31 protein-coding genes, 1 tRNA gene and 1 pseudogene are annotated in these 26,617 nt (G+C 58.3%); 14 read left to right on the top strand and 19 right to left on the bottom strand.

The features are described from left to right. Both ACP7A2_RS01745 and thrS read right to left on the bottom strand, forming a co-directional pair. Positions 1-95, bottom strand: a pseudogene (locus ACP7A2_RS01745) (translation initiation factor IF-3); the annotation flags it as partial. Then, positions 95-2,017 (bottom strand): threonine--tRNA ligase, encoded by a 1,923-nt coding sequence (gene thrS / locus ACP7A2_RS01750; protein WP_375067489.1) that lies wholly within the window; start codon positions 2,015-2,017, stop codon positions 95-97. The pseudogene ACP7A2_RS01745 and the gene thrS, both read right to left, overlap by 1 nt. Positions 2,018-2,383: 366 nt before the next feature. Between thrS and ACP7A2_RS01755 the strand changes: the two genes are divergently transcribed. Next, the gene (locus ACP7A2_RS01755; protein WP_426132833.1) at positions 2,384-2,698 is read left to right on the top strand and encodes a hypothetical protein; all 315 of its coding nucleotides are present in this window, start codon (positions 2,384-2,386) and stop codon (positions 2,696-2,698) included. 288 nt (positions 2,699-2,986) lie between these two features. After that, a complete protein-coding gene (locus ACP7A2_RS01760) occupies positions 2,987-3,199 on the top strand; it encodes a cold-shock protein (RefSeq protein ID WP_003234260.1) in 213 nt (70 codons plus the stop codon). Between the two features lie 73 nt (positions 3,200-3,272). Here ACP7A2_RS01760 and ACP7A2_RS01765 read toward each other — a convergent pair whose 3' ends face one another. Together ACP7A2_RS01765 and ACP7A2_RS01770 are read right to left on the bottom strand one after the other, a co-directional pair. Continuing rightward, complete coding sequence (locus ACP7A2_RS01765; RefSeq protein ID WP_426132834.1) at positions 3,273-3,593, bottom strand: I78 family peptidase inhibitor; 321 nt, start codon at positions 3,591-3,593, stop codon at positions 3,273-3,275. Positions 3,594-3,736: 143 nt separating this feature from the next. Further along, positions 3,737-4,045, bottom strand: a complete 309-nt coding sequence (locus tag ACP7A2_RS01770) for a hypothetical protein (protein WP_426132835.1) — start codon at positions 4,043-4,045, stop codon at positions 3,737-3,739. Between the two features lie 154 nt (positions 4,046-4,199). Here ACP7A2_RS01770 and ACP7A2_RS01775 point away from each other — a divergent pair, with 154 nt between their 5' ends. Then, positions 4,200-4,412: a hypothetical protein gene (locus ACP7A2_RS01775; protein WP_348062665.1), complete on the top strand. Its 213-nt coding sequence runs from the start codon at positions 4,200-4,202 to the stop codon at positions 4,410-4,412. A 32-nt stretch (positions 4,413-4,444) separates the two neighbouring features. Here ACP7A2_RS01775 and ACP7A2_RS01780 read toward each other — a convergent pair whose 3' ends face one another. The 7 genes from ACP7A2_RS01780 to ACP7A2_RS01810 are packed head-to-tail and all read right to left on the bottom strand — an operon-like array spanning position 4,445 to position 11,412. Further along, positions 4,445-5,473 carry a nucleoside hydrolase gene (locus tag ACP7A2_RS01780; protein WP_375067480.1) on the bottom strand — a complete coding sequence of 343 codons (1,029 nt, stop codon included), beginning with the start codon at positions 5,471-5,473 and terminating at the stop codon, positions 4,445-4,447. Positions 5,474-5,499: 26 nt separating this feature from the next. Continuing rightward, the gene (rbsD, locus tag ACP7A2_RS01785; protein ID WP_426132836.1) at positions 5,500-5,904 is read right to left on the bottom strand and encodes a D-ribose pyranase; all 405 of its coding nucleotides are present in this window, start codon (positions 5,902-5,904) and stop codon (positions 5,500-5,502) included. Next, complete coding sequence (rbsK, locus tag ACP7A2_RS01790; RefSeq protein ID WP_426132837.1) at positions 5,901-6,818, bottom strand: ribokinase; 918 nt, start codon at positions 6,816-6,818, stop codon at positions 5,901-5,903. The genes rbsD and rbsK overlap by 4 nt, the downstream gene beginning before the upstream one ends. 23 nt (positions 6,819-6,841) lie before the next feature. Continuing rightward, entirely contained in the window at positions 6,842-7,864 is a 1,023-nt protein-coding gene (locus ACP7A2_RS01795; protein ID WP_426132838.1) for a LacI family DNA-binding transcriptional regulator, read from the bottom strand. A 3-nt stretch (positions 7,865-7,867) separates the two neighbouring features. Continuing rightward, entirely contained in the window at positions 7,868-8,845 is a 978-nt protein-coding gene (locus ACP7A2_RS01800; RefSeq protein WP_375067476.1) for an ABC transporter permease, read from the bottom strand. Next, positions 8,842-10,395: a sugar ABC transporter ATP-binding protein gene (locus tag ACP7A2_RS01805; protein WP_426132839.1), complete on the bottom strand. Its 1,554-nt coding sequence runs from the start codon at positions 10,393-10,395 to the stop codon at positions 8,842-8,844. Before ACP7A2_RS01805 ends, ACP7A2_RS01800 begins: the two co-directional genes overlap by 4 nt. A 57-nt stretch (positions 10,396-10,452) precedes the next feature. Then, complete coding sequence (locus tag ACP7A2_RS01810) at positions 10,453-11,412, bottom strand: sugar ABC transporter substrate-binding protein (protein WP_348059615.1); 960 nt, start codon at positions 11,410-11,412, stop codon at positions 10,453-10,455. Between the two features lie 564 nt (positions 11,413-11,976). On the opposite strand from ACP7A2_RS01810, the gene ACP7A2_RS01815 reads away from it, so the two are divergent. The 3 genes from ACP7A2_RS01815 to ACP7A2_RS01825 all read left to right on the top strand — a co-directional run bounded on the left by ACP7A2_RS01815 (position 11,977) and on the right by ACP7A2_RS01825 (position 14,198). After that, positions 11,977-13,065: an asparaginase gene (locus tag ACP7A2_RS01815; RefSeq protein WP_426132840.1), complete on the top strand. Its 1,089-nt coding sequence runs from the start codon at positions 11,977-11,979 to the stop codon at positions 13,063-13,065. A gap of 187 nt (positions 13,066-13,252) precedes the next feature. Continuing rightward, positions 13,253-13,504, top strand: coding sequence for a DUF1654 domain-containing protein (locus ACP7A2_RS01820; protein WP_375067472.1), 252 nt, complete (start codon positions 13,253-13,255; stop codon positions 13,502-13,504). A 4-nt stretch (positions 13,505-13,508) separates the two neighbouring features. Further along, on the top strand, positions 13,509-14,198 hold the full coding sequence (locus tag ACP7A2_RS01825; RefSeq protein WP_426132841.1) for an endonuclease: 690 nt from the start codon (positions 13,509-13,511) through the stop codon (positions 14,196-14,198). Positions 14,199-14,228: 30 nt separating this feature from the next. Here the strand turns inward: ACP7A2_RS01825 and ACP7A2_RS01830 are convergent, their stop codons facing one another. Then, the gene (locus ACP7A2_RS01830) at positions 14,229-14,594 is read right to left on the bottom strand and encodes an SPOR domain-containing protein (RefSeq protein WP_426132941.1); all 366 of its coding nucleotides are present in this window, start codon (positions 14,592-14,594) and stop codon (positions 14,229-14,231) included. Positions 14,595-14,854: 260 nt separating this feature from the next. Between ACP7A2_RS01830 and csrA the strand changes: the two genes are divergently transcribed. From csrA to ACP7A2_RS01845, 3 genes are all read left to right on the top strand, one after another. After that, entirely contained in the window at positions 14,855-15,049 is a 195-nt protein-coding gene (gene csrA, locus ACP7A2_RS01835) for a carbon storage regulator CsrA (RefSeq protein ID WP_003192511.1), read from the top strand. 209 nt (positions 15,050-15,258) lie between these two features. After that, positions 15,259-15,522 carry a hypothetical protein gene (locus ACP7A2_RS01840; protein ID WP_426132842.1) on the top strand — a complete coding sequence of 88 codons (264 nt, stop codon included), beginning with the start codon at positions 15,259-15,261 and terminating at the stop codon, positions 15,520-15,522. A 94-nt stretch (positions 15,523-15,616) separates the two neighbouring features. Continuing rightward, entirely contained in the window at positions 15,617-15,913 is a 297-nt protein-coding gene (locus ACP7A2_RS01845; protein WP_426132843.1) for a hypothetical protein, read from the top strand. Positions 15,914-15,935: 22 nt separating this feature from the next. Here the strand turns inward: ACP7A2_RS01845 and ACP7A2_RS01850 are convergent, their stop codons facing one another. After that, positions 15,936-16,610, bottom strand: a complete 675-nt coding sequence (locus ACP7A2_RS01850) for an HAD family hydrolase (RefSeq protein WP_426132844.1) — start codon at positions 16,608-16,610, stop codon at positions 15,936-15,938. 219 nt (positions 16,611-16,829) lie between these two features. Between ACP7A2_RS01850 and ACP7A2_RS01855 the strand changes: the two genes are divergently transcribed. The 4 genes from ACP7A2_RS01855 (at position 16,830) to ACP7A2_RS01870 (ending at position 20,083) form a co-directional block, all read left to right on the top strand. Then, positions 16,830-17,600, top strand: coding sequence for an alpha/beta fold hydrolase (locus ACP7A2_RS01855; protein WP_426132845.1), 771 nt, complete (start codon positions 16,830-16,832; stop codon positions 17,598-17,600). A 111-nt stretch (positions 17,601-17,711) separates the two neighbouring features. Then, positions 17,712-17,972, top strand: coding sequence for a DUF2790 domain-containing protein (locus ACP7A2_RS01860; protein WP_395606543.1), 261 nt, complete (start codon positions 17,712-17,714; stop codon positions 17,970-17,972). 42 nt (positions 17,973-18,014) lie between these two features. Beyond that, entirely contained in the window at positions 18,015-18,686 is a 672-nt protein-coding gene (locus tag ACP7A2_RS01865) for a heavy metal response regulator transcription factor (protein WP_375067462.1), read from the top strand. Next, positions 18,683-20,083, top strand: coding sequence for a heavy metal sensor histidine kinase (locus tag ACP7A2_RS01870; protein WP_426132846.1), 1,401 nt, complete (start codon positions 18,683-18,685; stop codon positions 20,081-20,083). The genes ACP7A2_RS01865 and ACP7A2_RS01870 overlap by 4 nt, the downstream gene beginning before the upstream one ends. A gap of 96 nt (positions 20,084-20,179) precedes the next feature. Here ACP7A2_RS01870 and pcp read toward each other — a convergent pair whose 3' ends face one another. From pcp to ACP7A2_RS01900, 6 genes are all read right to left on the bottom strand, one after another. Then, on the bottom strand, positions 20,180-20,821 hold the full coding sequence (pcp, locus tag ACP7A2_RS01875) for a pyroglutamyl-peptidase I (RefSeq protein ID WP_426132847.1): 642 nt from the start codon (positions 20,819-20,821) through the stop codon (positions 20,180-20,182). 7 nt (positions 20,822-20,828) lie between these two features. Continuing rightward, positions 20,829-21,779, bottom strand: a complete 951-nt coding sequence (locus ACP7A2_RS01880; RefSeq protein WP_426132848.1) for a DUF979 domain-containing protein — start codon at positions 21,777-21,779, stop codon at positions 20,829-20,831. Then, the gene (locus ACP7A2_RS01885) at positions 21,776-22,492 is read right to left on the bottom strand and encodes a DUF969 domain-containing protein (RefSeq protein ID WP_426132849.1); all 717 of its coding nucleotides are present in this window, start codon (positions 22,490-22,492) and stop codon (positions 21,776-21,778) included. Before ACP7A2_RS01885 ends, ACP7A2_RS01880 begins: the two co-directional genes overlap by 4 nt. A 241-nt stretch (positions 22,493-22,733) precedes the next feature. Beyond that, the gene (locus tag ACP7A2_RS01890; protein ID WP_426132850.1) at positions 22,734-23,159 is read right to left on the bottom strand and encodes a GNAT family N-acetyltransferase; all 426 of its coding nucleotides are present in this window, start codon (positions 23,157-23,159) and stop codon (positions 22,734-22,736) included. A gap of 698 nt (positions 23,160-23,857) precedes the next feature. Beyond that, positions 23,858-24,292 (bottom strand): hypothetical protein, encoded by a 435-nt coding sequence (locus ACP7A2_RS01895; protein ID WP_426132851.1) that lies wholly within the window; start codon positions 24,290-24,292, stop codon positions 23,858-23,860. Positions 24,293-24,758: 466 nt separating this feature from the next. Then, positions 24,759-24,835, bottom strand: a tRNA-Val gene (locus ACP7A2_RS01900). A 184-nt stretch (positions 24,836-25,019) separates the two neighbouring features. On the opposite strand from ACP7A2_RS01900, the gene ACP7A2_RS01905 reads away from it, so the two are divergent. Then, on the top strand, positions 25,020-26,303 hold the full coding sequence (locus ACP7A2_RS01905) for an NAD(P)/FAD-dependent oxidoreductase (RefSeq protein ID WP_426132852.1): 1,284 nt from the start codon (positions 25,020-25,022) through the stop codon (positions 26,301-26,303). Positions 26,304-26,617 lie beyond the last annotated feature (314 nt).

A 26,617-nucleotide genomic window follows, 5' to 3' on the forward strand; every position in this document is an offset into this window, starting at 1 on the left:
CCAATTAACCGAACCTCGCGTGCCGAGATATTCTCGTTGATCGGGGCTTTCGGTGCAGCTCGTTTATCTTGTCTCATTTCACGCTTAATAATAATTACTCCGAATCTGGGCGACCACGCCGGGAAACCGCTTGCGCGAGGAACTCAGCGAACTGGGCGACGGGCATCGAGCCCAGGTCAGCACCTTCACGAGTACGCACAGCGACAGTCTGCATCTCGACTTCCCGATCTCCGATAACCAAAAGATAGGGAACCTTGAGCAAAGTATGCTCACGGATTTTAAAGCCGATCTTTTCATTTCTCAAGTCGGACTTGGCACGAAATCCGCTTTCGTTGAGTGTTTTTTCAACTTCAGCGGCAAAATCTGCCTGTTTATCAGTGATATTCATGATCACTGCCTGTGTCGGAGCCAACCACGCGGGGAACGCACCCTCGTAGTGCTCGATCAGGATCCCGACGAACCGTTCGAACGAACCGAGAATCGCCCGGTGCAGCATAACCGGGTGTTTACGGCTGTTATCTTCGGAGACGTATTCGGCTCCCAAACGGATCGGCAGGTTAAAATCGAGCTGCAGGGTACCACACTGCCAGACGCGGCCAAGGCAATCTTTCAGCGAGAACTCGATCTTCGGACCGTAGAACGCGCCCTCCCCCGGCTGCAGATCGTACGAAAGGCCCGCACTGTCGAGTGCTGCGGCCAATGCAGACTCGGCGCGATCCCACAGCTCGTCGGAACCAACGCGTTTTTCCGGACGAGTGGACAGCTTCATTTCGACTTCGGTAAAGCCGAAATCGCGATAAACGTCCATGGTCAGCTTGATGAACGCAGCGGATTCAGCTTGCATCTGCTCTTCGGTGCAGAAGATGTGGGCGTCGTCCTGAGTGAAGCCGCGCACGCGCATGATGCCGTGCAGCGCACCGGATGGCTCGTTACGGTGGCAGGCACCGAACTCGGCCAGGCGCAGCGGCAACTCGCGGTAGCTCTTCAAGCCCTGATTGAACACCTGCACGTGGCATGGGCAGTTCATCGGCTTGATGGCGTAGTCGCGGTTTTCCGACTGAGTGGTGAACATGTTGTCGGCGTAGTTGGCCCAGTGCCCGGATTTCTCCCACAGGCTACGGTCAACGACTTGCGGAGTCTTGATCTCCAGGTAGCCGTTGTCGCGCTGAACCTTGCGCATGTACTGCTCGAGCACCTGATACAGGGTCCAGCCGTTCGGGTGCCAGAACACCATGCCCGGCGCTTCTTCCTGGAGGTGGAACAGGTTCAGGCGCTTGCCGATTTTACGGTGGTCGCGCTTTTCAGCCTCTTCGATGCGCTGGATGTAGGCGGCCAGCTGCTTCTTGTCTGCCCAGGCAGTGCCGTAGACCCGTTGCAGCTGCTCGTTCTTTGCGTCGCCGCGCCAGTAGGCACCGGACAGCTTGGTCAGCTTGAACGACTTGAGGAAGCGCGTGTTCGGCACGTGCGGGCCACGGCACATGTCGACGTATTCTTCGTGGTAGTACAGGCCCATGGCCTGCTCGTCCGGCATGTCTTCCACCAGACGCAACTTATAGTCCTCGCCACGGGCGGTGAACACGTCGATCACTTCAGCGCGCGGCGTGACTTTCTTGATCACGTCGTAATCTTTTTCGATCAGCGCGTGCATGCGCTGCTCGATAGCCGCCAGATCGTCCGGCGTGAAAGGACGCTCGTAGGCGATGTCGTAATAGAAGCCCTCGTCGATGACCGGGCCGATGACCATTTTCGCGGTTGGGTACAGTTGCTTGACCGCGTGGCCAATCAAATGCGCGCACGAGTGGCGAATGATCTCCAGCCCCTCTTGATCTTTTGGCGTGATGATTTGCAGGCTGGCATCGCTGGTGATCAAGTCACTGGCGTCGACCAGCTTGCCGTCGACCTTGCCGGCCACGGTGGCTTTGGCCAGGCCAGCACCAATGGATGCGGCGACCTCGGCTACGGAAACCGAATGATCGAAAGAACGTTGACTGCCGTCGGGAAGAGTAATAGTTGGCATGGCGCCTCCTCTCCTAGTGGTGACCCCTACCAAAGGTCACGTGGGTTGGGATGAGCCAGTACAAGATCCAATACCAGGCCGTTCATTACTGAACGCCTGCCTTACAGCGGCAGGAGCCTTTCGGCCAACCGATAATCGAACCAGAGTGACTGGAGTGAGCTAAAAAGAACCTGGCAAGGCGGCAAGTGGCGCGCCTGGAAATAGCCAAGCGCAGGATCCTAGCACAGATGAACGGTCATCGCGCCCGCGCCCTCTCACGAAACACAAATTCCAGCCTTTATAGGCGCAAAAGTGAACTTGAGCTGTACGCCAAGCCTCAAATCCATCGAGAATCGCCGTTCGTCCTCGACCCAAAGGAGCATCCACATGATGCGTTTCACCTCGACCCTCGCCCTCGCTGCTTCCCTGGCATTCCTTTCCCTTGGCGCGCAGGCAGCTGCCCCATCGAACTGGCCGGCAGGCGCCCGCGACAGCTTCGTCAACGACTGCAGCGCGGCTGCCCAGCAAAACGTAGATGCGAAAACCGCCAAAGACCATTGCGAATGTGGCGCCGACAAGATCAATGCCGAATTGAGCACTGCAGAAATCAAAGAGCTCATGACCAACCCGAACGCCAGCCAAGCGCTGAAAACCAAAGCGGTGACGGCTATTTCGTCCTGCAAAGTCGTGAAGAAAAAGTAAAAAACGTCACTGATCGGACGGCTGTTTTGCTTAAAAAACAGCCTTAAAACTGCTATTTCTCACAAATTACGCAGCTTTTACGCTTTTTTTTACAGTCGAAATTTTGCTTGAAAGCCCCATAATTCGGGGCTTTCAGCCAACCAAGGCGCTGAACGCAACGCTATTGATTAGCAAACAATGCCTTGGGGGGGCTCCCAAGCCGAACATTTCGACTATGATATCCCCGTGTGCCCAGTTGGCCTGAGCAGCACAGCACTACTGAAAATATATGTTTCTTGGAGATACACCATGTCTAATCGCCAAACCGGCACCGTTAAATGGTTCAACGATGAAAAAGGCTTCGGCTTCATCACTCCTCAAGGTGGCGGTGACGACCTGTTCGTACACTTCAAAGCTATCGAAAGCGACGGTTTCAAAAGCCTGAAAGAAGGCCAAACTGTTTCCTTCGTGGCTGAGAAAGGCCAAAAGGGTATGCAAGCTGCACAGGTTCGCGGCGAGTAATTCTCCGCTGAACTAAAAAAACCCCGTCCATGTGACGGGGTTTTTTATGGGCGCTACAAAAGCTGCGAGGCTATCAGCCGCAGTTAACCCGCGTGATCACCAGTTTGTTGTCGGTGTTCAGGTTCAGGCGGTCGGAGCGGTATTCCAGGGTCACCATGTCATCTGGCTTAAGAATGCGTGCATTCTGCGCACCGGAACGGGTACGTGCCTGCTCCAGCAACTGGGGAGAGGCGGTCTGACCGATTGCGAACTCGGCGGCCTTTGACTCACAGCGGCCACTGCCTGCTTCGGTCGCGACGGCATCTTTAGCTGGCACGGAGGCACCCGGGGTGCTGCAACCCGCCAACGCGAGTGCTGCCAACAAAGTACCGAATGATGCAAGCTTCCAAGGCATGAAGCCTCCTATGATAAAAATGGACAGAGATCGTGCGACAGCGATATCGCGGTATGGTTTCAAGAAGTAAACCGGCTGCGGCCAAGTCTGCCTGACTCTCGACACGCATTCGCCCGATCAATCGTCACCAGATATGAACGCACTCAATAGATATCGATGTAGTCAAACGGCGGCTTTGGCCAGTTCTGTTTCAACGCATTGAAAATCTGCATCACCCACACCTCATCGCTGGCCGCCACGTTGCCGACATAGCCGGACCGCTTGGCCCAGGTTTCCAGGCGAAACAGCAGCCCATCGATGTCCACGCCGCCCACGGCGTTGCCGGAGGATATATAGGCAATGCCTGCTTTGGTCACGCGCAACTGCGTATGCTCGTCGTCGCTGGCACTGGCGATCAGTTGGCGCACGGCGGCCAGGGTGAGGTTTTCGGGGTTGTTCAAATCGATCTGCACGCGCTGTTTCCTGGCAATTAGACAGAACAACAGTGTCGCACAGCGCTCCCGTCATGCCTAAGTAGCAGTGCCAAACGCCGCGCGAAATGGTTAACTGCCCCGGTTAAACCGCGTTTTAGCGCGTCGCCCCGTACTCCCAGCTCGCGAGACACCCATGACCACCGTAACCCTGCAAGCCGACATCAAAGCCAAATGGCCACAAGGGCAAAGCTCCTACAGCCCTGGAAGCCCTGAAGAGTTGGCAATCATTGGTATCGATCTGCTGGTCAAAGAACTGGGCACCAGCGCTGCGCAAGCGTTCATCGGCCAGGTATTCGAGAAATACCCGGCCGACCACATGGGGGCACATAACCCCGAGCGCGAATAGAACCGGCCGGCGAGCGCCGACCGGCAAACACCTTACTTCAGACGTGCCAGGCGCTCGGTCAGCAGATCGAAGAAGCCCTGGGCGTTGCCGTTCTCAACCCAGAATGCGTTCTTCGGCTGTTTGAGACCGTCATACCAATCGACGATGGTCTGGCCGAAGGTCGGGCCTTCGCGGCTGTCTACGACTACGTTGACTTCGCGACCGCTGAACAACTCGGGTTTGAGCAGGTAGGCAACCACTGTGGCATCGTGAACCGGGCCGCCTGGAATGCCGTAGTGCTCCATATCGCCTTTGACGTACTCATTGAGAATACTGCTGACGACTTTGCTCGCATTGTTGTTCAGGTCGGCGATTTTCTTGAGGCGAGCCTCGCTGGTCAGGACTTTATGGGTCACGTCCAGCGGCAGATACGTCAGCTTCACACCACTTTTGAGTACGATTTCGGCCGCAACCGGGTCGGCAAACAGGTTGAATTCGGCCACCGGCGTGATATTGCCGCCGTTGAAGTGCGCGCCCCCCATCACCACCACTTCCTTGATGCCCTGAGTGATTTCCGGTGCCTGGGTCAGCGCCAGTGCCAGGTTGGTCTGCGGGCCGAGCATGGCAATGGTGATGCTGTGCGGCTTGGCGGTGCTCAGGGTCTTGATCAGGTAGTCAACCGCATTGCCTTCGGCCAGGCCTTTTTTCGGCTCGTGCACGGTCACGCCGGAAATGCCTTCCTTGCCGTGAATGTTCTCAGCGTAGATAGGCGTGCGCAGCATCGGCTTTGGCGCCCCGGCGTACACCGGAATGTCCTCGCGCCCTGCCCACTCGCGCGCCAGGCGCGCGTTGCGCGACGTTTTGTCGAGGCGCACGTTACCGGCGACGGTGGTCAGCGCACGAATGCTCAGTTCCTCGGGGGACGCCATGGCGAACAACAAGGCCACCACGTCATCGGCACCTGGATCGGTGTCGATGATCAGGTCGATTTTTTCCGCCGCATGGGCGCTGGCTGCGGTGAGTGCGGACAAAAGCAGGACACTCCGAAACAGGTTTTTCAGGGTTGGAAGACCATGTTGCATGAAACACTCCTTGTCGTGGGAAAACGCTAGAACGTGACGCCGGAGACCAGCGCGATATTGCAGTAAGGCTGGCATTCGCCTGTGCGCACAACGGCACGGGCCTTGCGGCTCAGCTGTTTGAACTCGTCATGGCTGACCAGACGACGCTCACCCAACGCCGCTTGTTCAGTCAGGCTGTTGAGGTCTGTCAGCGCCGGCGGCTGCTTGAGCAGGATTTCTTCCGCCAGCACATGGCTTTCTACCTGCATCTCGCTCAGCACAATGCGCAAGGTGCTGATGAAATCCGGGATGCCCTGGGTCAGCGCCAAGTCGATCAGTTCGACGCCCGGCGGCACCGGCAAGCCGGCATCGCCGATCACCAGGATGTCACCGTGCCCCAGGGACGCAATCACGCGCGACAGGGCGATATTGAGCAAAGGTGTCTTTTTCATGAGGGCACAAAACCTTGAACGTCGTGCAGCGTGGGAATAGAAGGTTGCGCACCGGCGCGGGTCACCGACAGTGCCGCTGCGACCTGACCAAAACGAATGGCCTCGGCTTCGCTTTTGCCACTGGCGAGGGCTGCGGCAAAGCCGCCGACAAAGGTGTCACCGGCAGCCGTGGTGTCCACCGCCTTGACCTTCGGCGCCATCAAGTGCTCAAAGCTTTTGCCATCGGTGAATAAAGCGCCTTGAGAACCGAGGGTGATGATGACTTTGCCTGCACCGGCCTCTATCAACTTCATCGCAGCGGCCTTCGCACTGTCGAGGGAGTCGACCGTCACGCCGCTCAAGGCCGTGGCTTCGCTTTCGTTCGGAATCAGGTAATCGACCGAGGCGTACCACTCGGCAGGCAACGGCCCGCTGGCCGGCGCCGGGTTCAGGATAACGGTCTTGCCCAACTCTCGACCGCGTTTGAGGGCATGGCCCACCGTGTCCATCGGCACTTCCAGCTGGCAGACAATCACCTCGGCGGCCTGCAACACGGCGTCGACCGCCTGCAACGAAGCGGGCGTCAGCTCACCGTTGCTGCCGGCCACGATCACGATCGCGTTCTGACTGCTGTCATCCACCACAATCAGCGCCACGCCGCTGGAGCCGGGCACGGTGCTGACGGCCTGGCAGTCAATGCCCTCCACCAGCAACGCATCGCGCAATTGAGTGCCATAAGCGTCTGTGCCGACGCAACCGATCATCGCCACCTCAGCCCCCAGGCGCGCCGAAGCCACCGCCTGGTTGGCGCCCTTGCCGCCGGGAACGGTGGAGAACGTCTGGCCGATCAGGGTTTCACCGGCACGCGGCAGCCGACTGGCGCGCGTGACCAGGTCCATGTTCAAGCTGCCTACTACCACTACTTTTGCTGGCATACATCAGTACTCATCAATTCGGTTCAGCGGTATTGGGCGAATACACCGGCAAACGGCGCCGTGGACTCACGCAATACAATGCTCGGCGTCACGATGCGTTGATCGATCGGCAGTTGGGGTGTCGCAATTCGTCGCAATAAAAGCTCGGCCGCCGTTTCGCCCAGTTGCACGATCGATTGCCCGACCGTGGTCAGCGCGGGGTACACGTAGCGGCCCATCTGAATGTCATCAAAGCCGATCACTGACAGTTCGCCAGGGACACGGATATTGCGCTCTGCCGCAGCGCGTAACACGCCGAAACCGATCATGTCGTTGCTGGCGAAAATCGCACTGGGCGGCTGGTCCGCCAGCAATTGCACGGCAGCAGCGTAACCGCCAATGCTGGTGAAATCGCTCTCACGGGTACGGTCTGCTGCCACTTCCACGCCCGCTTCACACAGCGCACGGTGATACCCCGCCAGACGCATTTGCGCCACGCGGGTGTGGCCGGGGCCGCCTATGCAGGCGATGTCCCGATGACCCAGCTCCAGCAAATGCCGGGTGGCGAGGTAAGCGCCCTCCTCGTGGTCGATGCGCACGAGGTCGACATCAATGCCATCCAGTGCCCGGTCAACAATCACCATCGGCGTGCGCACTGCGCTCAAACCTTCGGCAAGGCCACTGTCGTCGCCGCCCACCGAGGTCACGATCAAGCCGTCGACGCGCTTCTCCAACAATACGCGCAAGTAACTGCGCTGCTTTTCAGCGTTGTCATCGGAGTTACAGAGGATCACGCAGTAACCATTTCGCTCGCAGTAATCCTCGATGCCACGGGCCAGCTCCGCAAAATACGGGTTGAGGCTGTTGGGCACCAGCAGGCCGATCGTCGCAGTGGTCTTGGCCTTGAGCGAGCGCGCAACCGCGCTTGGCACGTAGTCCAACTGCTTGATGGCTGCCTCGACCTTGATCCGCACAGGCTCACTGACCGGGCGCGTCTTGTTCACCACATGGGACACCGTGGTGTAGGAAATACCCGCAAGCGCTGCCACATCCTTGATCGTTGCCATGGTTTAGCCCCGCCGACTGGCGCGCTGGCTGCGGTAGGTATCAAGGACCACGGCAATCACGATAACGGCACCCGTGATGATACGTTTGGTAGGTTCCGTGGCGCCGATCTGCGCAAGGCCGGCGGCCAGTACTGAAATGATCAACACGCCAAAGAAGGTGCTGATGACCGAGCCACGCCCGCCCATCAAGCTGGTGCCGCCAATTACCACGGCGGCAATCACCTGCAACTCCAGGCCGGAACCGGCATTCGGATCCGCCGCTTCCAGACGCGAAATCTGGAACAACGCCGCCACACCGGCAAGCAGGCCCATCAGGCTGAACACCAGGATTTTGTAGGGCTTGGGGTTGATGCCGGCCAGGCGCACAGCCTCTTCGTTGGTGCCGATGCCGATCAGGTAACGACCAAACACGGTACGGGTCAAAACCAGCTGCGCCGCAATGATCACCACTAAAGCGATGATAAACGACGGCGAAATACCGAAAGCCACCGGGTTGGACAGCCAGGCAAAGGAGTCACCGATGTAGGCGGTGCGCGAGCCGGTCATTTGGTAAGCCACGCCGCGGGCCATTTCCAGCACGCCGAGGGACACGATAAACGACGGGATGCGCCACGCCACGGTGATCGACCCGGTGATGGTACCGGCCAACGCCGCGCAGCCCATGCCGAGCAACGCGGCGGGCAACACGCTCCAGCCCCAGCCGAGAATCGCCACGCTGACCGCCGATGCGGCCAGGGCCAGCACCGAGCCCACCGACAGGTCGATTCCGCCGATGATCAGGATGAAGGTCATGCCAACAGCCAGCACCATCAAGTCGGGAATCTGGTTGGCCAGGGTGCTGAAGGTGTCGTAGGAGAGGAAGTGATCGCTCAACACCGAGAACAGCGCAATCATCGCCAGCAAGGCACCGGCCAGCCCCAGATAGGTGCCCAGGCCGTAGAAGTTGCCGCCCGCTTTACCGGGTGAATGTGTGGTTTTCATGGGGTTTCCCTAAGCACTGCGTCGTTGAGCAGCGCGTCACGTTTTTGATAGCCGGCAAAGGCGGCGGCGAGCAATTCGTCCTGGGTCCAGCTGTCGCGCTCGAAGGTCTCGATCAGGCGCCCGGCGGACAACACGCCGATGCGATCGCAGATCAGCATCAGCTCGCGCAGGTCGCTGGACACCACCACCAGCGCTTTGCCCTGGCGCGTCAGTTCGCCGAGCAAGGCATAAATGTCGAACTTGGCGCCGACGTCGATGCCCCGGGTTGGTTCATCGAACAACATCACCGCGCAGTCGCGCTCCAGCCAACGGCCGATCACGACTTTCTGCTGGTTGCCGCCGGACAGCTCGGAGACCAGTTGCGCCGGGCTGGAACTGCGGATACTCATGGCATCGACCTGGCGCTTGGCCAAGGCGGTTTCGTCGCGGCGGTTGACCACGCCGCCACCCGAGATTTTCGGCATGTTGCCCAGGGCGATATTCGCGCTGATCGATTGGGTCAGCAGCAGGCCTTCGCCCTTACGGTCTTCAGTGATCAAGGCGATGCCATGGCCCACGGCGTCAACCGGCGAACGAATGCTCACCACTTGAGCCGGCGAGCCAAGCGCCACGGTGCCGCTGTCGGCAATATCGGCGCCGAAAATCAGACGCAACAACTCGGTACGGCCCGCACCGATCAGGCCGGAAATGCCATAGATCTCGCCGGCACGCACCTCGAAGGAAACGTCACGGACCTTGTCCGAGCGCGTCAGACCTTTCACCGTCAGGGCCGGGCCGCCAATGCTGCGAGGGCCCAGGTCGATCTTTTCGCCCAGCTCGCGACCGACCATCAAGGTGACCAGTTGCTCGCTGTTGTAGTTGGCCATCGGCTCGACGCAGACCAGCTTGCCATCACGCAATACCGCAATGCGCTGGGCGACACGGGCCAGCTCTTCGAGCCGGTGAGAAATATAAATGATCGCCACGCCTCGGGCCTGCAGGCGGGTGATTTGTTCAAACAGCATCTCGACTTCACGCGCGGTCAGCATGGCAGTGGGTTCGTCGAGGATCAGTACGTGGCAGTCGCCGATCAGGTTGCGGGCGATTTCAACCATCTGTTGATGGCCGATGCCGAGGCTGCCGACAAGGGTGTCCGGGTCGATCGCTTCCAGGCCGACGTGGGCCATGGCTTCGATCGCGGCTTTGCGCAGTTGCTTGCGGCTGATCCAGCCACACTTACTGGGCAAGTTATCCAGGAACAGGTTTTCAGCCACGGTCAGGGTCGGCAGCAAGTTGAGTTCCTGCATGACCATGCGTACGCCCAGCCCTTCAGCCTGGGTGCGGCTGCCAGGGCGGTAATCCTGACCATTGAATTGCATGTGCCCGGTAGTCGGCGTGACCAGCCCGCCGATAATTTTCGACAACGTGCTTTTACCTGCACCGTTCTCACCGGTCAGCGCCAACACTTCCCCGCGATTGAGCGTCAGGGTGATGTCGGACAGAACCGGCTGGGCATAGGTCTTGCCGATACCGCTGACCGAGAGGACAGCGTTCGGGGCGGAAGATGACATAGGAAAATCTCCAGGCGCCCGCTCAGGACGAGCGGGCGCTGTTGGGTGCTGCCAGGATTACTTCTTGAGGACGAGTTCGACCGGGGTTTCGATCACGCCATCTTTGGAATCGACCTTCTCACCCTTGACCAGCTTGAGCGCGTTCTGGATACCGAACACCGCTTGCTGTGCAGCTGCCTGGTCGGCGGTCGCCAATACGCGGCCGTCTTGCAGCATCGGCTTGATGGCTTCGATGTTGTCGTAGCCTACAACCAGCACTTTGCCAGCCTTGCCTGCGGCACGTACGGCGGAAACAGCACCCAGGGCCATGTTGTCGTTACCGGCCAACAGTGCCTTGATTTTCGGGTACTCGCTCAACATCGCGGAAGCCACTTTCTGGCCCTGGTCAATTTCCCAGTTACCGGATTGGGTGGAGACGATTTTCATGCCGGCAGCGTCCATCGCATCCTTGTAGCCTGCGGTGCGTTGCTGGGCATTGGTGGTGGTCGGCACGCCTTCAATGATGCCGACCTCATCGCCTGCCGCCAGCTGCTTGGCCAGGTAATCACCGACCAGTTTGGAGCCTTTGCGGTTGTCCGGACCTACGAACGGGATATCGAGGTTTTTGCTTTTCAGCACATCCACATCAAGACGGTTGTCGATGTTGACGACTTTGATGCCTGCATCGGAGGCTTTCTTCAGCACGGTGACCAACGCCTTGGAGTCGGCGGGGGCGATCACGATGGCGTTAACCTTGGCCAGAATCATCTGGTTGACGATATCGATCTGCGCGCTGGTATCGGTTTCGTTCTTGATCCCGTTGGTGATCATGTCGAAATCGGCAGCGTGTTCTTTCTGATAGGCCTTGGCACCGTCTTGCATGGTGACGAAGAATTCGTTGGCGAGGGATTTCATGACCAGGCCAACCTTGGGTTTGGCGGCGGCGTCATCGGCAAATGCAGAGGAGAGAGGCAGGGCAGCGGATGCGGCAGCAAGCACAGCGACAGCAAGAAGGCGTCCAGCAAATGGCAGCTTCATGGGTTCACTCCGATCTTATGATTATTGTGAGCAACGCTTGCACCGAAGCAGGGTTCGGCAGCCCACCCACCCGGGCGGCTGAAACGAGCGGTCACGATACTCCAGGAGTGCGCCGTGAACCATCTCGCAAACGTTTGCGTTAATCAAACTATGAGAACCTTGTCGGGTTTTGTCAACGGGAGAAAACGGTCTTTCATCCAGGCCCGCTCGCCGCCTGCCATCACGTTATTGAGCTGAAACGATTAAACATCGCCTACGCCCGGTCGTTCCTTAAAACGACAGGCTGTCACCCTCGCGTCGCACACAAGCTATCGACATTCCATCATAGTTTTCGGACAACCGAACACAAGGCCCTCCACTGTTCGGAAAGCCGGACAACATCCTGTCAAAGCACGCTAAAAATTCGATATAAATTATTATAAATCAAAGAGTTAATTTATATCATCGAACACAATCGGCTTGGTACAAATCCTGCTCTTTCTCAGCACCTCGTGGCATTCAGAACCGCCCGGGTGTTCTAGATGAACCTGCTACCGCACTCATCAAAAACCAGAGAGAAAAATAATGAAATCTGCACTGAAGACCTTTGTTCCGGGCGCCCTCGCCCTTCTGCTGCTGTTCCCCGTTGCCGCCCAGGCAAAGGAAGCTGAATCCAGGACCACACTCTCCAACGTCGTTATTCTCGCCACCGGCGGCACCATTGCCGGCGCTGGCGCCAGCGCTGCCAACAGTGCCACTTACCAGGCGGCCAAGGTCGGCATCGAGCAATTGATTGCCGGCGTTCCAGAGCTTGGCCAGATCGCCAATGTGCGCGGCGAGCAAGTGCTGCAAATTGCCTCCGAAAGCATCACCAATGAAAACCTGCTGCAACTGGGTCGTCGCGTGGCCGAACTGGCCGACAGCAAAGACGTGGATGGCATCGTGATCACCCACGGCACCGACACCCTGGAAGAAACCGCCTACTTCCTGAACCTGGTGGAAAAAACCGACAAGCCAATCATTGTGGTTGGCTCCATGCGTCCGGGCACTGCGATGTCGGCGGACGGCATGCTTAACCTGTACAACGCCGTGGCCGTCGCCGGCAGCAAAGAGGCGCGCGGCAAGGGCGTACTGGTCACCATGAACGACGAGATCCAGTCGGGTCGCGACGTCAGCAAGATGATCAACATCAAGACCGAAGCATTCAAGAGCCCATGGGGCCCACTGGGCATGGTGGTTGAAGGCAAATCCTACTGGTTCCGCTTGCCTGCCAAGCGCCACACCATGAATTCGGAATTCGACATCAAAACCATCAAGAGCCTGCCGGACGTGGAAATCGCCTACGGCTACGGCAACGAGAGCGACACTGCCGTCAAGGCCCTGGCCCAGGCTGGCGCCAAAGCCATCATCCATGCCGGTACCGGCAACGGCTCGGTGCCTGCCAAAGTCGTCCCTGCCCTGCAAGAGCTGCGTAAACAAGGCGTGCAGATCATTCGTTCTTCCCACGTCAACGCCGGCGGTTTTGTTCTGCGCAATGCCGAACAGCCTGACGACAAATACGACTGGGTCGTCGCACACGATCTGAACCCGCAAAAAGCACGGATCCTGGCCATGGTCGCGTTGACCAAGACTCAGGACAGCAAAGAGCTGCAACGGATGTTCTGGGAATACTGATTCCAGGTAGCATCTCGGTAGAGGCGGGTTTGCCCGCCCCTACTTCCCGCCAAGCCGCCTTGATGCAACTTCCCGCCTCACCGAAATACCCCCGCCGCTGTCAGACGAACTTCTTGAATGTTAAGTAGTTGCGAAATTGCTCACAGTTAAATACTGTATGCACGTACAGCAAACTAAGGAATATTCCGTGGCCAAGTCTTCTTCCGCAGCACCCACCCCACCTGACGCCTATGCGCGCCTCGCTGTTCGCGTGCAAAAAATCATCAACTCGACCAATGCCCAAAAAGCCAAAGCTGCACTGATCTTTCGTTTACCGGATGAGCCGGAGGATGACTGGGCACAATTGCTGGAAGAAATTGCCGAGAACGACAACGTCACCCTCGCCTACCGGGATGACGGCGGCGTGCAGATTTTCTGGGTTGTACCGAAGGAAGATTGATTCAATGAGTGCCCGCTTTATTGCTGTGTTTTGCCTGTTTTTTACTGTTGCCGCCCATGCCCAGCCGCCTCGCACGTTCAGCGAGGCAAAAAAAGTCGCCTGGACGCTCTACGCCCCGCAGTCCACCGAGTTTTATTGCGGCTGCAAATACACCGGGAATCGTGTGGACCTCAAAGCCTGCGGTTACATCCCGCGCAAAAATGCCAAACGCGCCGTACGCGTCGAATGGGAGCACATCGTTCCGGCCTGGCAAATCGGGCACCAACGCCAGTGCTGGCAAAACGGCGGGCGCAAGAACTGCACGCGCCGGGATGACGTATTCAAGCGCGCCGAGGCCGACCTACACAATTTGGTGCCGAGCATCGGCGAGGTCAATGGCGACCGTAACAACTTCAGTTTTGGTTGGTTGCCGGTACAACGCGGGCAATACGGCTCATGCCTGACCCAGGTGGACTTCAAGGCCAAGAAGGTGATGCCACGCCCATCCATTCGCGGCATGATCGCGCGAACGTACTTTTACATGAGCAAACAATACGGCCTGCGCTTGTCGAAGCAGGACCGCCAATTGTACGAAGCCTGGAACAAGACTTACCCGGTGCACGCCTGGGAGCGCCAGCGGAACCAGACCGTGGCGTGTGTCATGGGGCGCGGCAATGAGTTTGTTGGCCCGGTGAACCTGAAAGCCTGCGGTTGAAGCTGGGCGGAGTTTCCGCCCAGCCGCCCCTTACTGCGCAGTTTTGTGCTCGACAACCTGCGACTCAGTGTCGTTTTTCTTGGCGCGCGCCAGTTTTTCAGTCAACTGCGCCTGCTTGGCTTCGGCTTCGGCCTTGCTGGCGAACGGCCCCAGGAATACCTCATCCTTGCCATCGACTTTCGCGATATAAAAATTAAAACCATGCTCCAGTAACCAGGCAGTCAGGTCGGTGATCGCCTGCAGCTTATGATCAGGCGGCCCGACCCACACATCCCATTCCTGGGCGGCAATAGTTGCAGTTTGTGGCAGGGTTTCGGTCACGGCAGGCTTGGCCTTGGGGGTCTCGACGCTTTTACCTTCACCGCAACCGGCCAATGCCAACACCGCAATTGCCATCGCTACTTTACGCACTGCCCTGCTCCTTTAAGGAAAAGAGGCAACTTTATCATTCACTGTCTATTCTGGCCGTCATAAACGTTGGCTTAAACAATGCGAATGATGTATCGCAGACCTGTATGATGCCGCCATGGGAATTAATGTCGCCTCTATGCGTCCTAGAGAGGCAGTCACAGGGAAGCGCTTAGCAGTAAGCTACACACATCCGACATCTGCCCTGTCTGAAACATGTGTCCTTAAAAGTAATCAAGGAGAAGTCCATGCTTATACTCACCCGCAAAGTCGGTGAAAGCATAAACATCGGTGATGACATCACGATCACCATCCTGGGCGTCAGCGGCCAGCAAGTACGAATCGGCATCAACGCACCCAAGGACGTTGCCGTGCATCGCGAGGAGATTTACCAGCGCATCCAGGCAGGTCTGACTGCTCCGGACAAAAACCAGACTCCATGAAGCACCTCAGTAGCCAGCCCTTTCGTTCACTGTAACGGCTGGCGAAAACCTTTCGGCTTTTTCAGCATTTTGTCGCGTGTTCTGCGCACCCTGCGCCTATTGCTTTGCGCCAAGATGAAACTGTCTGGACGTGTGGAACTTGTTACAAAATTCATAGCCGAATCCCCTGACTGTTATCTTGCCGTCCGAGCGAATTCGGGAGTACGTCAATGCGGCCTGCAATAAGGCAAACACTTGTCTCCAGAGCCTGGATGATCGCCGTGCTGATCGGGTTGGTCTTCGTGGCAGTGGGATATGCCCTGAAATTCGAAATTGAAGACGTCAGCGACCCTGGCAAGCGTTCCTGGCTGGACCTGATGCTGTTTCTGTGCGGCTACCTTTTTGTGTTCTGCCTCAAGCCGATCCAGAAAGTCATCCTGCGCAAATTGTGCCAGCGCGCCGCTCACCGTGGTCACCAGAAAACCGCACGCTGAAACCCGTGCGCTCGCTATCAGATCATCGGTATTTACAGCGCCGCATCAAGGCCTATGCTTGGACTTGCACGATCTGTGAAAGGCGCTGAATCAGATGGATACCCTGAGTAAATCTGAAATCGAATCTGCACTGGCAGCCCGCCTGCCCAGCTACAGCGTCGCCTGTACGCTGCACGCCGACGGCACGCTGTCGGCCATTCTCAGCGGCCCGGAAACCGATCATTTTGCAATCACCGGGATTGTCCGCGCGCACTATCGCGATGCACAGGCCATTGCACAACTCGCCAACGAGATCCTCAGGGAAATGGTGCTGTCACGCCAGGGCATCAGAAGCAGCCGATTGCAGGCGTCCTCTGAGCCAAGCCCCTGCCAGTACGGCCAAAAGCGATAATCGCCCCGACCCATGCGAGTTATCACGCAAGGTTCTGCACGCGCAACAAACCCTCCGCGTCGCGCCCCACCTGCAGCGTCTCATACCCCTCAATGCACGTATGCGCCGTCGTCATGGGTTTCACATGGGTTGAGGTCACGACCATCACGTCTGCTCCAGCCGCCTCTGCTGCTCGAATCCCCACCGTTGCATCCTCGAACACCAGGCAATCCTGTACCGGCACGCCCAAACGCTGCGCACCGAGTACATAGCAGGCGGGATCAGGCTTGCCACTCGCCACATCCTCGGCCGTCACCAGCACCGCCGGCGGTGCGATGCCCGCCGCTTGCAGGCGACGCAATGCCAGCGCTCTCGGCGCAGAAGTCACCAGCGCCCATTGATCGCCAGGCAAACGGTTCAGAAACTCGACCGCACCAGGAATCGCGACAACACCGTCGACGTCATTGATTTCTGCTTCGGTAATCCACTGTGCCTCAACCTCAGGATCCACCCCTGGCAATGCTTGGCGAGTAATGGTATCGATCGCCCGTGCGCCATGGATGGTTGCCAGGAAGGCCGCAACATCCAGGCCATGGCGCTCAGCCCAAATGCTCCACACGCGTTCTGCGGCGGCAATCGAGTTGAGCAACGTGCCGTCCATATCGAACAAAAAGGCACGGTAACGTCTGGCAAACACGGCGGGGCTTGAGGTGGACACGGCTGGGCTTTCCTTCTAGTCGGCAACAAATACTGAGCCCGATGCAATCTACGGATCACACCCTCGCTTGTAAACGATGCGAAATCCTTCCCATGGCGTTGCATTACAACCTTGTAATCAAGCTGTAAGTCTTGTCGGCACCCTCACTTCATACAGTGGAGTCGTCAGTCACCCACACCGGTTGACGACACTTCCTACTGATGGAAAAAGGGTCCACCCATGAAACCTGCAAGCAAACTTTGCCTGATTGCCGCCAGCCTGTTGATGCTGGGCACCGGCACCGCCATGGCCGGTACCGTCGCGCCGGTCAAAGCCAATAACGTGGTGCTGGTGCACGGGTCCTGGGCGGACGGTTCGAGCTGGTCCGAGGTGATCACCCGCCTGCAGGCTGCCGGCCTGCACGTCACTGCTGTACAGAACCCGCTGACGTCGGTAGCCGATGACGTGGCTGCGACCAACCGTGTGCTGGATCAACAGGACGGTCCTACCGTGTTGGTCGGCCATTCCTACGCCGGCACGGTCGTGAGCGACGCCGGGGTCAACCCGAAAGTGAGTTCCCTGGTGTACGTGGCGGCCCGTGCGCCGGATGCCAACGAAGACTTCGTCGCCCTCTCCGCCAAGTACCCGACCATGCCAGTACGTTCCGGTGTGGAAGAGCACGACGGCTACCTCACCCTGAGCCAGGACGCCTTCCTCAAATACTTTGCCGCCGACGTTCCGCGCGCCAAGGCAATGGCGCTGTACGCCGTGCAGCAACCGATCACCAAGACCCTGTTCAGCGGCCGCACCGTGAATGCCGCCTGGCACACCAAGCCATCCTGGTATGCCGTGTCCAGCAATGACCAGACCATCAACCCAGACCTGGAACGCTTCCTCGCCAAGCGCATGAACACCACCACGATCGAGCTGCCATCGAGCCACTTGTCGCTGGTGTCCCACGCCAAGGAAATCACCGACCTGATCCTCGAAGCCTCCGGTCGCCAGCCTTGATCCGTAAATGACGAACTTGTAATGATCCTGTCGGTTGGCTGTTTGTCACCGCTGGTTACTGTGAACTCACTGCCACGAACCGGCAGCCAACCCTTAAAGAGAGATACCGCCATGAAACTGTTTATCCTCGGCTTTACCGCTTTGCTTGCCACCGGCTCCGTGTTTGCTGCCGACACCGCCTCCGCCGCCGACGTGATCCACGACAAGGCAAGCTTCTTCGTGCACCTGGACGTCGATAAAGTGCTGTCGAGCACCGACACCTACGGCCAGTGCGGCATTGTCCCGGCCCGCCTCGACTACCTCGATCATCAGGGCCGTGAACACGTGCTGGACTACCAGGTACAGGGCATTGGTTGCGCCAGTGACAATTGATCCGGCTACACTTGCGCAACGCTATAGACCAGGGCACTTCCCATGAACATTCTTGTTGTCGAAGACGAACCCAAGGCAGGCAATTACTTGCTCAACGGCCTGCAGGAACTGGGCTACTCGGTCAGCCTCGCTCGCGACGGCGTGGACGGGTTGCACCAGGCACTGGAAACGCCCTTCGACGTGATCGTACTGGACGTGATGATGCCGAAAATGGATGGCTGGGAAGTGTTGCGCAGGCTGCGTAAAGAGGCCGACACGCCGGTACTGTTTCTCACTGCCCGTGACGACATTGCCGACCGCATCAAGGGCCTGGAACTGGGCGCTGATGATTACTTGATCAAGCCGTTCTCCTTCGCCGAGCTGGTCGCGCGCTTGCGCACCCTGACTCGGCGTGGTCCAAGCCGCGAAGAAGAACAACTGCAGGTCGCCGACTTGCAAATCGACGTGCTCAAACGCCGCGTCACCCGTGCCGGTACACGCATCACCCTGACCAATAAAGAGTTCGCGCTGCTGCACCTGTTCGCCACGCATCAGGACCAGGTGTTGTCGCGCTCAATGATTGCCTCACGGGTGTGGGACATGAACTTCGACAGCGACACCAATGTAGTGGACGTGGCCGTGCGGCGCCTGCGCCTGAAAATCGACGACCCGTTTCAGCTCAAGCTGATCCACAGCGTGCGGGGCATCGGCTACCGCTTCGACACCCAGCCATGAGCAACCGTCGCCATTACTCACTGACCCTGCGCCTGGCGTTGATCTTCGCCCTGCTCGCCTTCGCATTGCTCGCCACCCTTGGGGTGGCGCTGTACCGCGAGCTCGAACGTGAGCTGATCAAGCGGGATGACGCAGCGTTGATCTACCGCGCCGACCAGTTGCGCAACCTGCTCAATGACAGCAACACCCTGGACCTGATCAAGACCAAGCCGGAGCTGTTTCAGAACATGCTCGGTAACAGCGAGTCGGTGTTGAGCATCGCAGCGCCGGGGCAAAAGCCGTTGCTGCTGGTAAACCCGGGCAACATTGAAATGCCGTCCGTAACCCCTGTGCCAAAAAACCGCGCGCTGGGATTTTCCGACGTGCACCATTTACCCGGTGTGAATGGCGTGCCGTTCGCTACGGTGGCCGCCTCCATCGACTCTGGCGACATGGGCAGCCTGCAGGTCACCACCGGGCGCTTGATGACTGAGCGCACCGCCATGCTCGCCAGCTATCGCCTGAGCGTGTTTATTTTGGCGAGCATTGCCGCGATCATCCTCGCCGTGGTGAGCTACGTAATGGTGCACCGAGGCCTGGTGCCATTGCGGCGCCTGGCAAAGCACGTTCAGGGCGTTGGCGTGGGCAACCTGGCCGCACGCCTGGACAGCCACGGTGCGCCGAAAGAGCTGCTGCCAATGATCGACTCTTTCAACACCATGCTCGAACGGCTGGCGAAGGGGTTTGTGCAATTGGGCCAGGTGTCCACGGATATGGCCCATGAACTGCGCACACCGATCAACAACCTGCTGGGAGAAACCCAGGTCGCCTTACAACAAAGTCGCAACATCGAGAGCTACCAGCAACTGCTGGCCTCCAATGTGGAAGAACTCGAACGATTGGCGCGGATGCTCGATAACATGCTGTTCCTGGCTCGCACCGACCCGGCCAGCGCCCTGCGTCAACGCCAGGAGCTGAGCGCGGCGGATGAAGTGGAACGCATGGCTGACTACTTCGAGGGGCTGGCGAGCGATGTGGATATCCAGATTCTCGCCACTGGCGAAGGCGTGATCTGGGCCGAACCGATGTTACTGCGCCGGGCCCTGGCAAATTTGTGCGCCAACGCCATCAAATATGGCGCGCCGAGCTCCGAACTGGTCATTCAGGCGGTGCCGGACGCTGAAGGTATAACCCTCAAGGTCAGTAACAGCGGCGAAACCATTCCAGCGCAGCATCTGCCAAGGCTGTTCGAACGTTTCTACCGCGTAGACGAGTCCCGCGAACGCTCGGCGCAGTCCAATGGGCTGGGGTTGTCGATTGTGGCAACCATCATGCAGCTGCATAACGGTCGGTACAGCGTCACCAGTGAGCAGGGTGTAACGTGTTTTGAGTTGTTCTTTCCCGGACGAGAAGACTGAACACCGCACGCCAGACATCGGCTGCTACTTAGCAAGGCCTGCGCCATTACCTTCGGCCTGAACCGGTTGCTGTGCGATCGAGGCAGGCCCGGCAGGTCAGCTGACCTGCCCGCCGACCTCAACGGCATCCAACTCGGTTTCCCACGCGGCGCAGACTGCCACGCGCAACCCTTCAACCTGCGCCGCCAGCGCCATGGACGGTTTCCCGTAAGCAACCCCTTGCTCCGGCAGATACGGTACGTGGATAAAACCACTGCGCACCGCTGTTCCTGCCAACGCGTGTTGCAACAGATAGAACAACTGATTGCACACGAACGTACCGGCTGTCTGCGAAACCGACGCCGCAATCCCTGCCTCACGCATCGCCTTGACCATGGCCTTTATCGGCAATGTGCTGAAATACGCGGCGGGCCCACCCACGGCAACGGCCGTGTCGACAGGCTGCTCACCCAGGTTATCGGGGATGCGTGCATCGTTGACATTGATCGCCACTCGCTCGACGCAGATGTCACTGCGCCCAGGCCCAAGGCCGGTGGCAATCACCATGGCGGGGTGCAATTCGTCGAGCATCTGCGCCAGGCACTGCCCCACCGTGGAAAACGCACAGGGCAGCTGGCGCGCAACAATTTTCACGTGATCACCGAATTTCATACCGTCCAGCTGTCGCACGGCTTCCCAAGAAGGGTTGACAGGGTCTGTATCAAAGGGCTCGAAACCCGTCAGCAATACGGTAGGCATCGCGTCCTCACATCAGCCAATAAAGCAGGACAATATTGACCACCAGCATCATCAGCGCGGTCGGCAGTTGAGCCTTGATCACCGCGTTTTTATCCGGCAGCTCCAGCAACGCCGCCGGGACGATATTGAAGTTCGCGGCCATGGGTGTCATCAGCGTACCGCAGTAGCCGGAGAACATGCCGATCGCCGCCATGACCGCCGGGTTACCACCGTAGATGCCCACCAGTACCGGCACGCCGACTCCGCCGGTCATCACCGGAAAGGCCGCAAAACCGTTGCCCATGATCACCGTGAACAGCGCCATGCCCAGCACGTACACCATTACCGCGACCAACTTGAAGTCCAGGTTGATGTAGGTAGTGGTGACATGGGCGACGGCCGTGCCAACGCCGGCTTCGTTGAACAACAGCCCGAGCATTGCCAGCATTTGCGGCAGCACCATGGCCCAGCCGAGTGCTTCAGTCAGGCGCCGCGATTCGCGCAAGGCTTGCACCGGCGTGTCGCGAGTCAGCCAGCACGCCAGGCCAAGGGCGATCAGGCAACCGATGCCCAGGGACACGAACGTGGTGTTTTTCGGGTCCAGCAGCGGCACGCCGCCGATTTCCGTGTGCTTGAGCAGGACCGAGCCAATCACCGTGGTCAGGGGAATGGCCAGTGCCGGAATAAACAGTTTGTGACCAAGGCGACCGGCGCTGGCCCGGGCCGCCTTGTCATGCAACTGGCCATGCGTGCCGCGGCCCACACCGCCAAGCCCTGCAATCAGCGCCATCACCACCACGCCTGCGCCGATGACCACCGAGGGCAAGCGCTCACCCACCAGAAAGGGAATGGCGAACAACAACCAGAACAGCGCCGTGGACCAGCGTTTGGGATGGGTGCGATCCATCAGGATCATGCCGGCGGTGATCAACAACAAAACGCCTGCCAGCCAGTAGAGATATTGAATGGAGATGATCATTGCGCGGCCTCCACCGGGGCCGTCGCACCCGTCATGTCGCGGGTCAGCCTTCGATCAAATCGATGCAGGCGGATGGCGTGGATGATGAACGCGCATATCGCCGTCGGAATGCCCCACACCGCAATGTGCAACGGCTCAACATCAATCCCCGAGCCGAGCAGGAACGTGTGCATCAGCGCAATCGCACCAAAGGCGACGAAGATGTCCTCGCCAAAGAACAGCCCGACGTTATCCGTTGCAGCGCACATGGCCAGCACCTTGTGGCGCAGCTTGTCCGGCAACTTGCCGTAGCGTTTTTCCGCCGCGCCTTCGGCCATGGGCGCCAGCAAGGGCCGCACCATCTGCGGATGCCCGCCGAGGCTGGTCAGCCCCATGGCGGCGGTGGTTTCACGGACAAACAAGTAGATGATCAACAAGCGTCCGACGGTCGCGCGCTCGAAACGCGCGATCCAGTTCTGCGCATGCAGCCGCAGGCCATGACGCTCCAGCAGGCCGATGACCGCCAGGGGCAATAACAGGATCAGTTGCAGGGCACGGGTCTGAAGGAAACCTTCACCCATGCTGGCGAGAATTTTTTCCAGTGGAAAGTGGGCGGCGAGCCCGGTGGCGATAGCTGCTGCGGTGACCACCAACAGCGGGTTGAAGCGCAATACGAAGCCAACCACGATCACGAGCACACCGATCAATGGCCATAGGTTCACAACAGTTTGCATGGTGGTGAGGTCCTTTAGTGCGCGCTGCGGCGCCATTACAGCAGGACGTGAGCAAAGGGCTCACAGCATGAAAGTGGCGTGCAGTCGGCTCGGTTTTTTTATTGTTGACCTGGAAGGTCGAGCGTCAGTGGCGGCATCTTTGCCGCTTGGGGCGGGGGGTGTCCAACAAGAAAAATTGTTGCTGCGAACCAATAAATTTTGTGGGGGATAAGCGCCGGGTGATCCGGCGCCACCCAGACACTCAGACCAAACGTTTTTGGAAGAAATGCCGCTGATGGCCCAGCGGATAATCGTCCATATGACCAAACTCAGTGAAACCCAACTTTCGATAGAACCCTGGCGCCTGGAAACTGAACGTGTCCAGCCAAATCCCCACACACCCCTGTTCACGGGCCAATTCTTCGGCGGTGCGCATCAAACGCGTGCCGGCGCCTTGCGTGCGCATCGCGTCCGGGATACTCAAGAGTTCGACGAACAACCATCCGTAGGAAATCTTCCCATAAAGGCCGCCCACAACCTCTTGGGTCGCGGGGTCGCGCAATAAAATACCTACTGTTTCGAACGGCATCGCCCCGGTATGGCTGAGGTTATAGGCCCTCAGCGGCTTAAGGATTGCCTCACGGTCTTGCTCGGTCACCTTGAACGACACTTCCATTGCCAGCTCCATCTTTACTTCCTCACGATTAAAGTCCAACCCCTCGATTATGCACAGCATGCTTGACGATGCTACGTGGCAATGTTGACGGCGCCGCGGGGTACACAGTGCGAAGCCTTGCTGCCTCGTTGATGTTTTCCAAACACTGTCAGTCACCGCTTGCATGCGGTGTTTTTACGCGCACCGCATTCAGCGCTATTGCGCCTGGCGTTTCGATACGCCGGTGGGATGTGTTGGTCACTTTGTGCAATGAGCCAAAGCCTTGAAGTGTTCGTGAGTGCACGGGTGCTGCAAGGCGTCGTTTGTGGGGTGGCGCTGCTGGGCTTATTCGGCTTGATTGACGTTTACCAACTGACGGGAGGGGCCGGAGAAAGTGCGCTGAATCGCTCCGGGTCGGCTCAACCGTGAAGATTCCTGTTATGCACCTATACTCAACAAAGCCACTGCGCGTTCCCGTGCAGCGCTGACGAAGAGGAAAGCCACTATGTACGCCGGACAAATGGGTATGGCGACAACAAATGGTGAGATACGCTGCCAGATGGTGGTTCAATTCATCTGCCTGCTTTCAGTGGCTTCGCTTTTCTGCTGACTATTGCGCTTCACCCAGTATTGGCTTGAGCGCCAAAGTAGGCGCTTGCCATAAATCCAGCGCAACAAAAAAGGCCTGCTCGCCCTAAAGAAAGATCCCTGCGACGAATTTATCGAGCCCTTTAGTTAACCGTTCTTGCGGGGGGTTCGTTGACAACGGGACCCGCTACATCTGCTGGCTGCCCAGTCTCTACGTCACGAACTTCGTATCTCCACCAGGTCAACGACGAGATCCCATAGAGCCCATAAGTGCGGCCGCCTACCAGATCAACAGTCAGTTCAATCGGAGCGGTTTGCTGCTGGGCAGAAATAAACTTACGGACTTGAATCTTGTGCCTGCCAGCACCCAGTCGATATTCGCTTTGGCGACTCAGCCAATAAAGGGTTTGATCGTCGTCGATCTTGAATATCGTCAATGATTTATCGAACTGCTGGATTGTAGCGATTTCCGAGCTTGATTTACCTTCCGCACTTTTGTGCTCGTAATGAATGCACCCGGTCAGCGCGAAGCTGAATAAAATTAACGCGATGAAACGCAAAAAAATAGCATGTCGCATTGGTATCCCTTCCAGGCTCTAAATCCAAGGTACGGATTGATACCTGATCCTTTTCCAAAACTCTACCCTACGCGCTGCATCCGATATCGGAACCAGACAGTTGCAGGGAAATTGCCACTATTGAGGGGTGGCTAGTTGTTGATTGAGCTCCTGATCACCCAAATACCAACCAGAACAAACACTGCTGATTTGGCCACGGCAAACAGGGAATCCCTTCCAGCAAACAATTCGACAGCCGAAAACAGCAGTGAGATCGTTCCTATTACTACCAAACCATAGCCAACCGGACGCACGCACTTAGGGAACATCTTCTTCGTCTCCTTGATTATGTGCAATTGTGGCGGTTGCTGCCGGGACTTAAGTGGTTGCCCAAAGTATTCCCAATGTTTGCCCAAACGACAGACAACAAAAAAGGGCCCACCTTTCGGTGAGCCCTTCTAGACCGCCCAGCAGAGCGGATTTTGTTTGGTAGGCGCGATTGGACTCGAACCAACGACCCCCACCATGTCAAGGTGGTGCTCTAACCAACTGAGCTACGTGCCTGCTGTGAGGCGGCATTCTACGGAATTCCGAAGGGGTGTCAACATCTTTTTTGCAGCTAACCCTATGAATATGCGAATTATTTATGGGTGGCGAGTACACCCTGGATTTTCGGGTGGCTGGCAGCCAATTTTCAACTGAGGTAGGATCGCGGCACTCGTAAAAAATATAAAACAGAGGTTCCAGGATGGCGAACACCCCCTACCCCCAGTCGTATTACGCCGCGTCCGCGAATGCAGTTCCACCTCGCCCGATGCTGCAAGGTGAAGTCGAAACGGATGTGTGCGTAATCGGAGCCGGCTACACCGGGCTGTCCAGCGCGCTGTTTCTGCTGGAGAACGGTTTTCGCGTGACGGTACTGGAAGCCGCCAAGGTGGGGTTTGGCGCCTCGGGCCGTAACGGCGGGCAAATTGTCAACAGCTACAGCCGCGACATTGATGTGATTGAGCGCAGCGTCGGCCCCAAGCAAGCGCAGTTGCTGGGACAGATGGCCTTTGAAGGTGGCCGAATCATTCGCGAGCGAGTTGCCAAGTATCAGATCCAGTGCGACTTGAAAGACGGCGGTGTATTCGCCGCGCTCAACAGCAAGCACATGGGCCACCTGGAATCGCAGAAGCGCTTGTGGGAGCGCTACGGCCATACGCAGCTGGAGCTGCTCGACGAGCGCCGCATCCGTGACGTGGTGGGCTGTGAAAACTATGTCGGCGGCCTGCTGGACATGAGCGGCGGGCATATTCACCCGCTCAACCTCGCGCTGGGCGAGGCGGCGGCCGTGGAATCTCTGGGCGGTACGATTTACGAGCAATCGGCGGCGGTGCGCATCGAGCGTGGCGCCAACCCGGTGGTGCATACCGCTGAGGGTAAAGTCAGGGCCAAATTCATCATCGTCGCGGGCAACGCCTACCTGGGCAACCTGGTGCCGGAGTTGGCGGCCAAGTCGATGCCGTGTGGCACGCAAGTGATCACCACTGCTCCGCTGGGCGATGAGCTGGCCAAGACATTGCTGCCCCAGGATTACTGCGTCGAAGACTGCAATTACCTGCTCGACTACTACCGCCTCACAAGCGACAAGCGCCTGATTTTCGGCGGCGGCGTGGTGTATGGGGCGCGCGATCCGGCGAACATCGAAGCGATTATTCGGCCGAAGATGATCAAGGCCTTCCCGCAGCTCAAGGATGTGAAGATCGACTACGCCTGGACCGGCAATTTCCTGCTGACCCTGTCGCGCTTGCCGCAGGTGGGCCGCCTGGGCGACAACATCTATTACTCCCAGGGCTGTAGCGGCCATGGCGTGACGTACACGCACTTGGCGGGCAAGGTGCTGGCGGAAGCGTTGAAGGGCCAGGCGGAGCGTTTTGATGCGTTTGCCGACCTGCCGCACTACCCGTTCCCGGGCGGGCAACTGTTGCGCACACCGTTTGCGGCGTTAGGGGCCTGGTATTACGGGCTGCGGGATAAGCTGGGGTTCTAACCCGATCAAACTGTGGGAGCGGGCTTGCCCGCGATGGCGTCGGATCAGTCAACATACTCACTAACTGATACACCGCTATCGCGGGCAAGCCCGCTCCCACACGTTTGACCCAGGTGGTCTCTGGACCAAATCGCAGACACAAAAAACCCCGGTCTTTCGACCAGGGTGTTTGCTATCGGATCAAAGAGGCTTAACGCTTTCTTTGTGCTTCAAGGCGTTCAGTGGGCCTTGATGCAGATATGGCGCAGCGGACGGGACTCGAACCCGCGACCCCCGGCGTGACAGGCCGGTATTCTAACCGACTGAACTACCGC

The organism is Pseudomonas sp. PWP3-1b2 (assembly GCF_049896045.1).
Lineage (GTDB): Bacteria > Pseudomonadota > Gammaproteobacteria > Pseudomonadales > Pseudomonadaceae > Aquipseudomonas > Aquipseudomonas antarctica_B.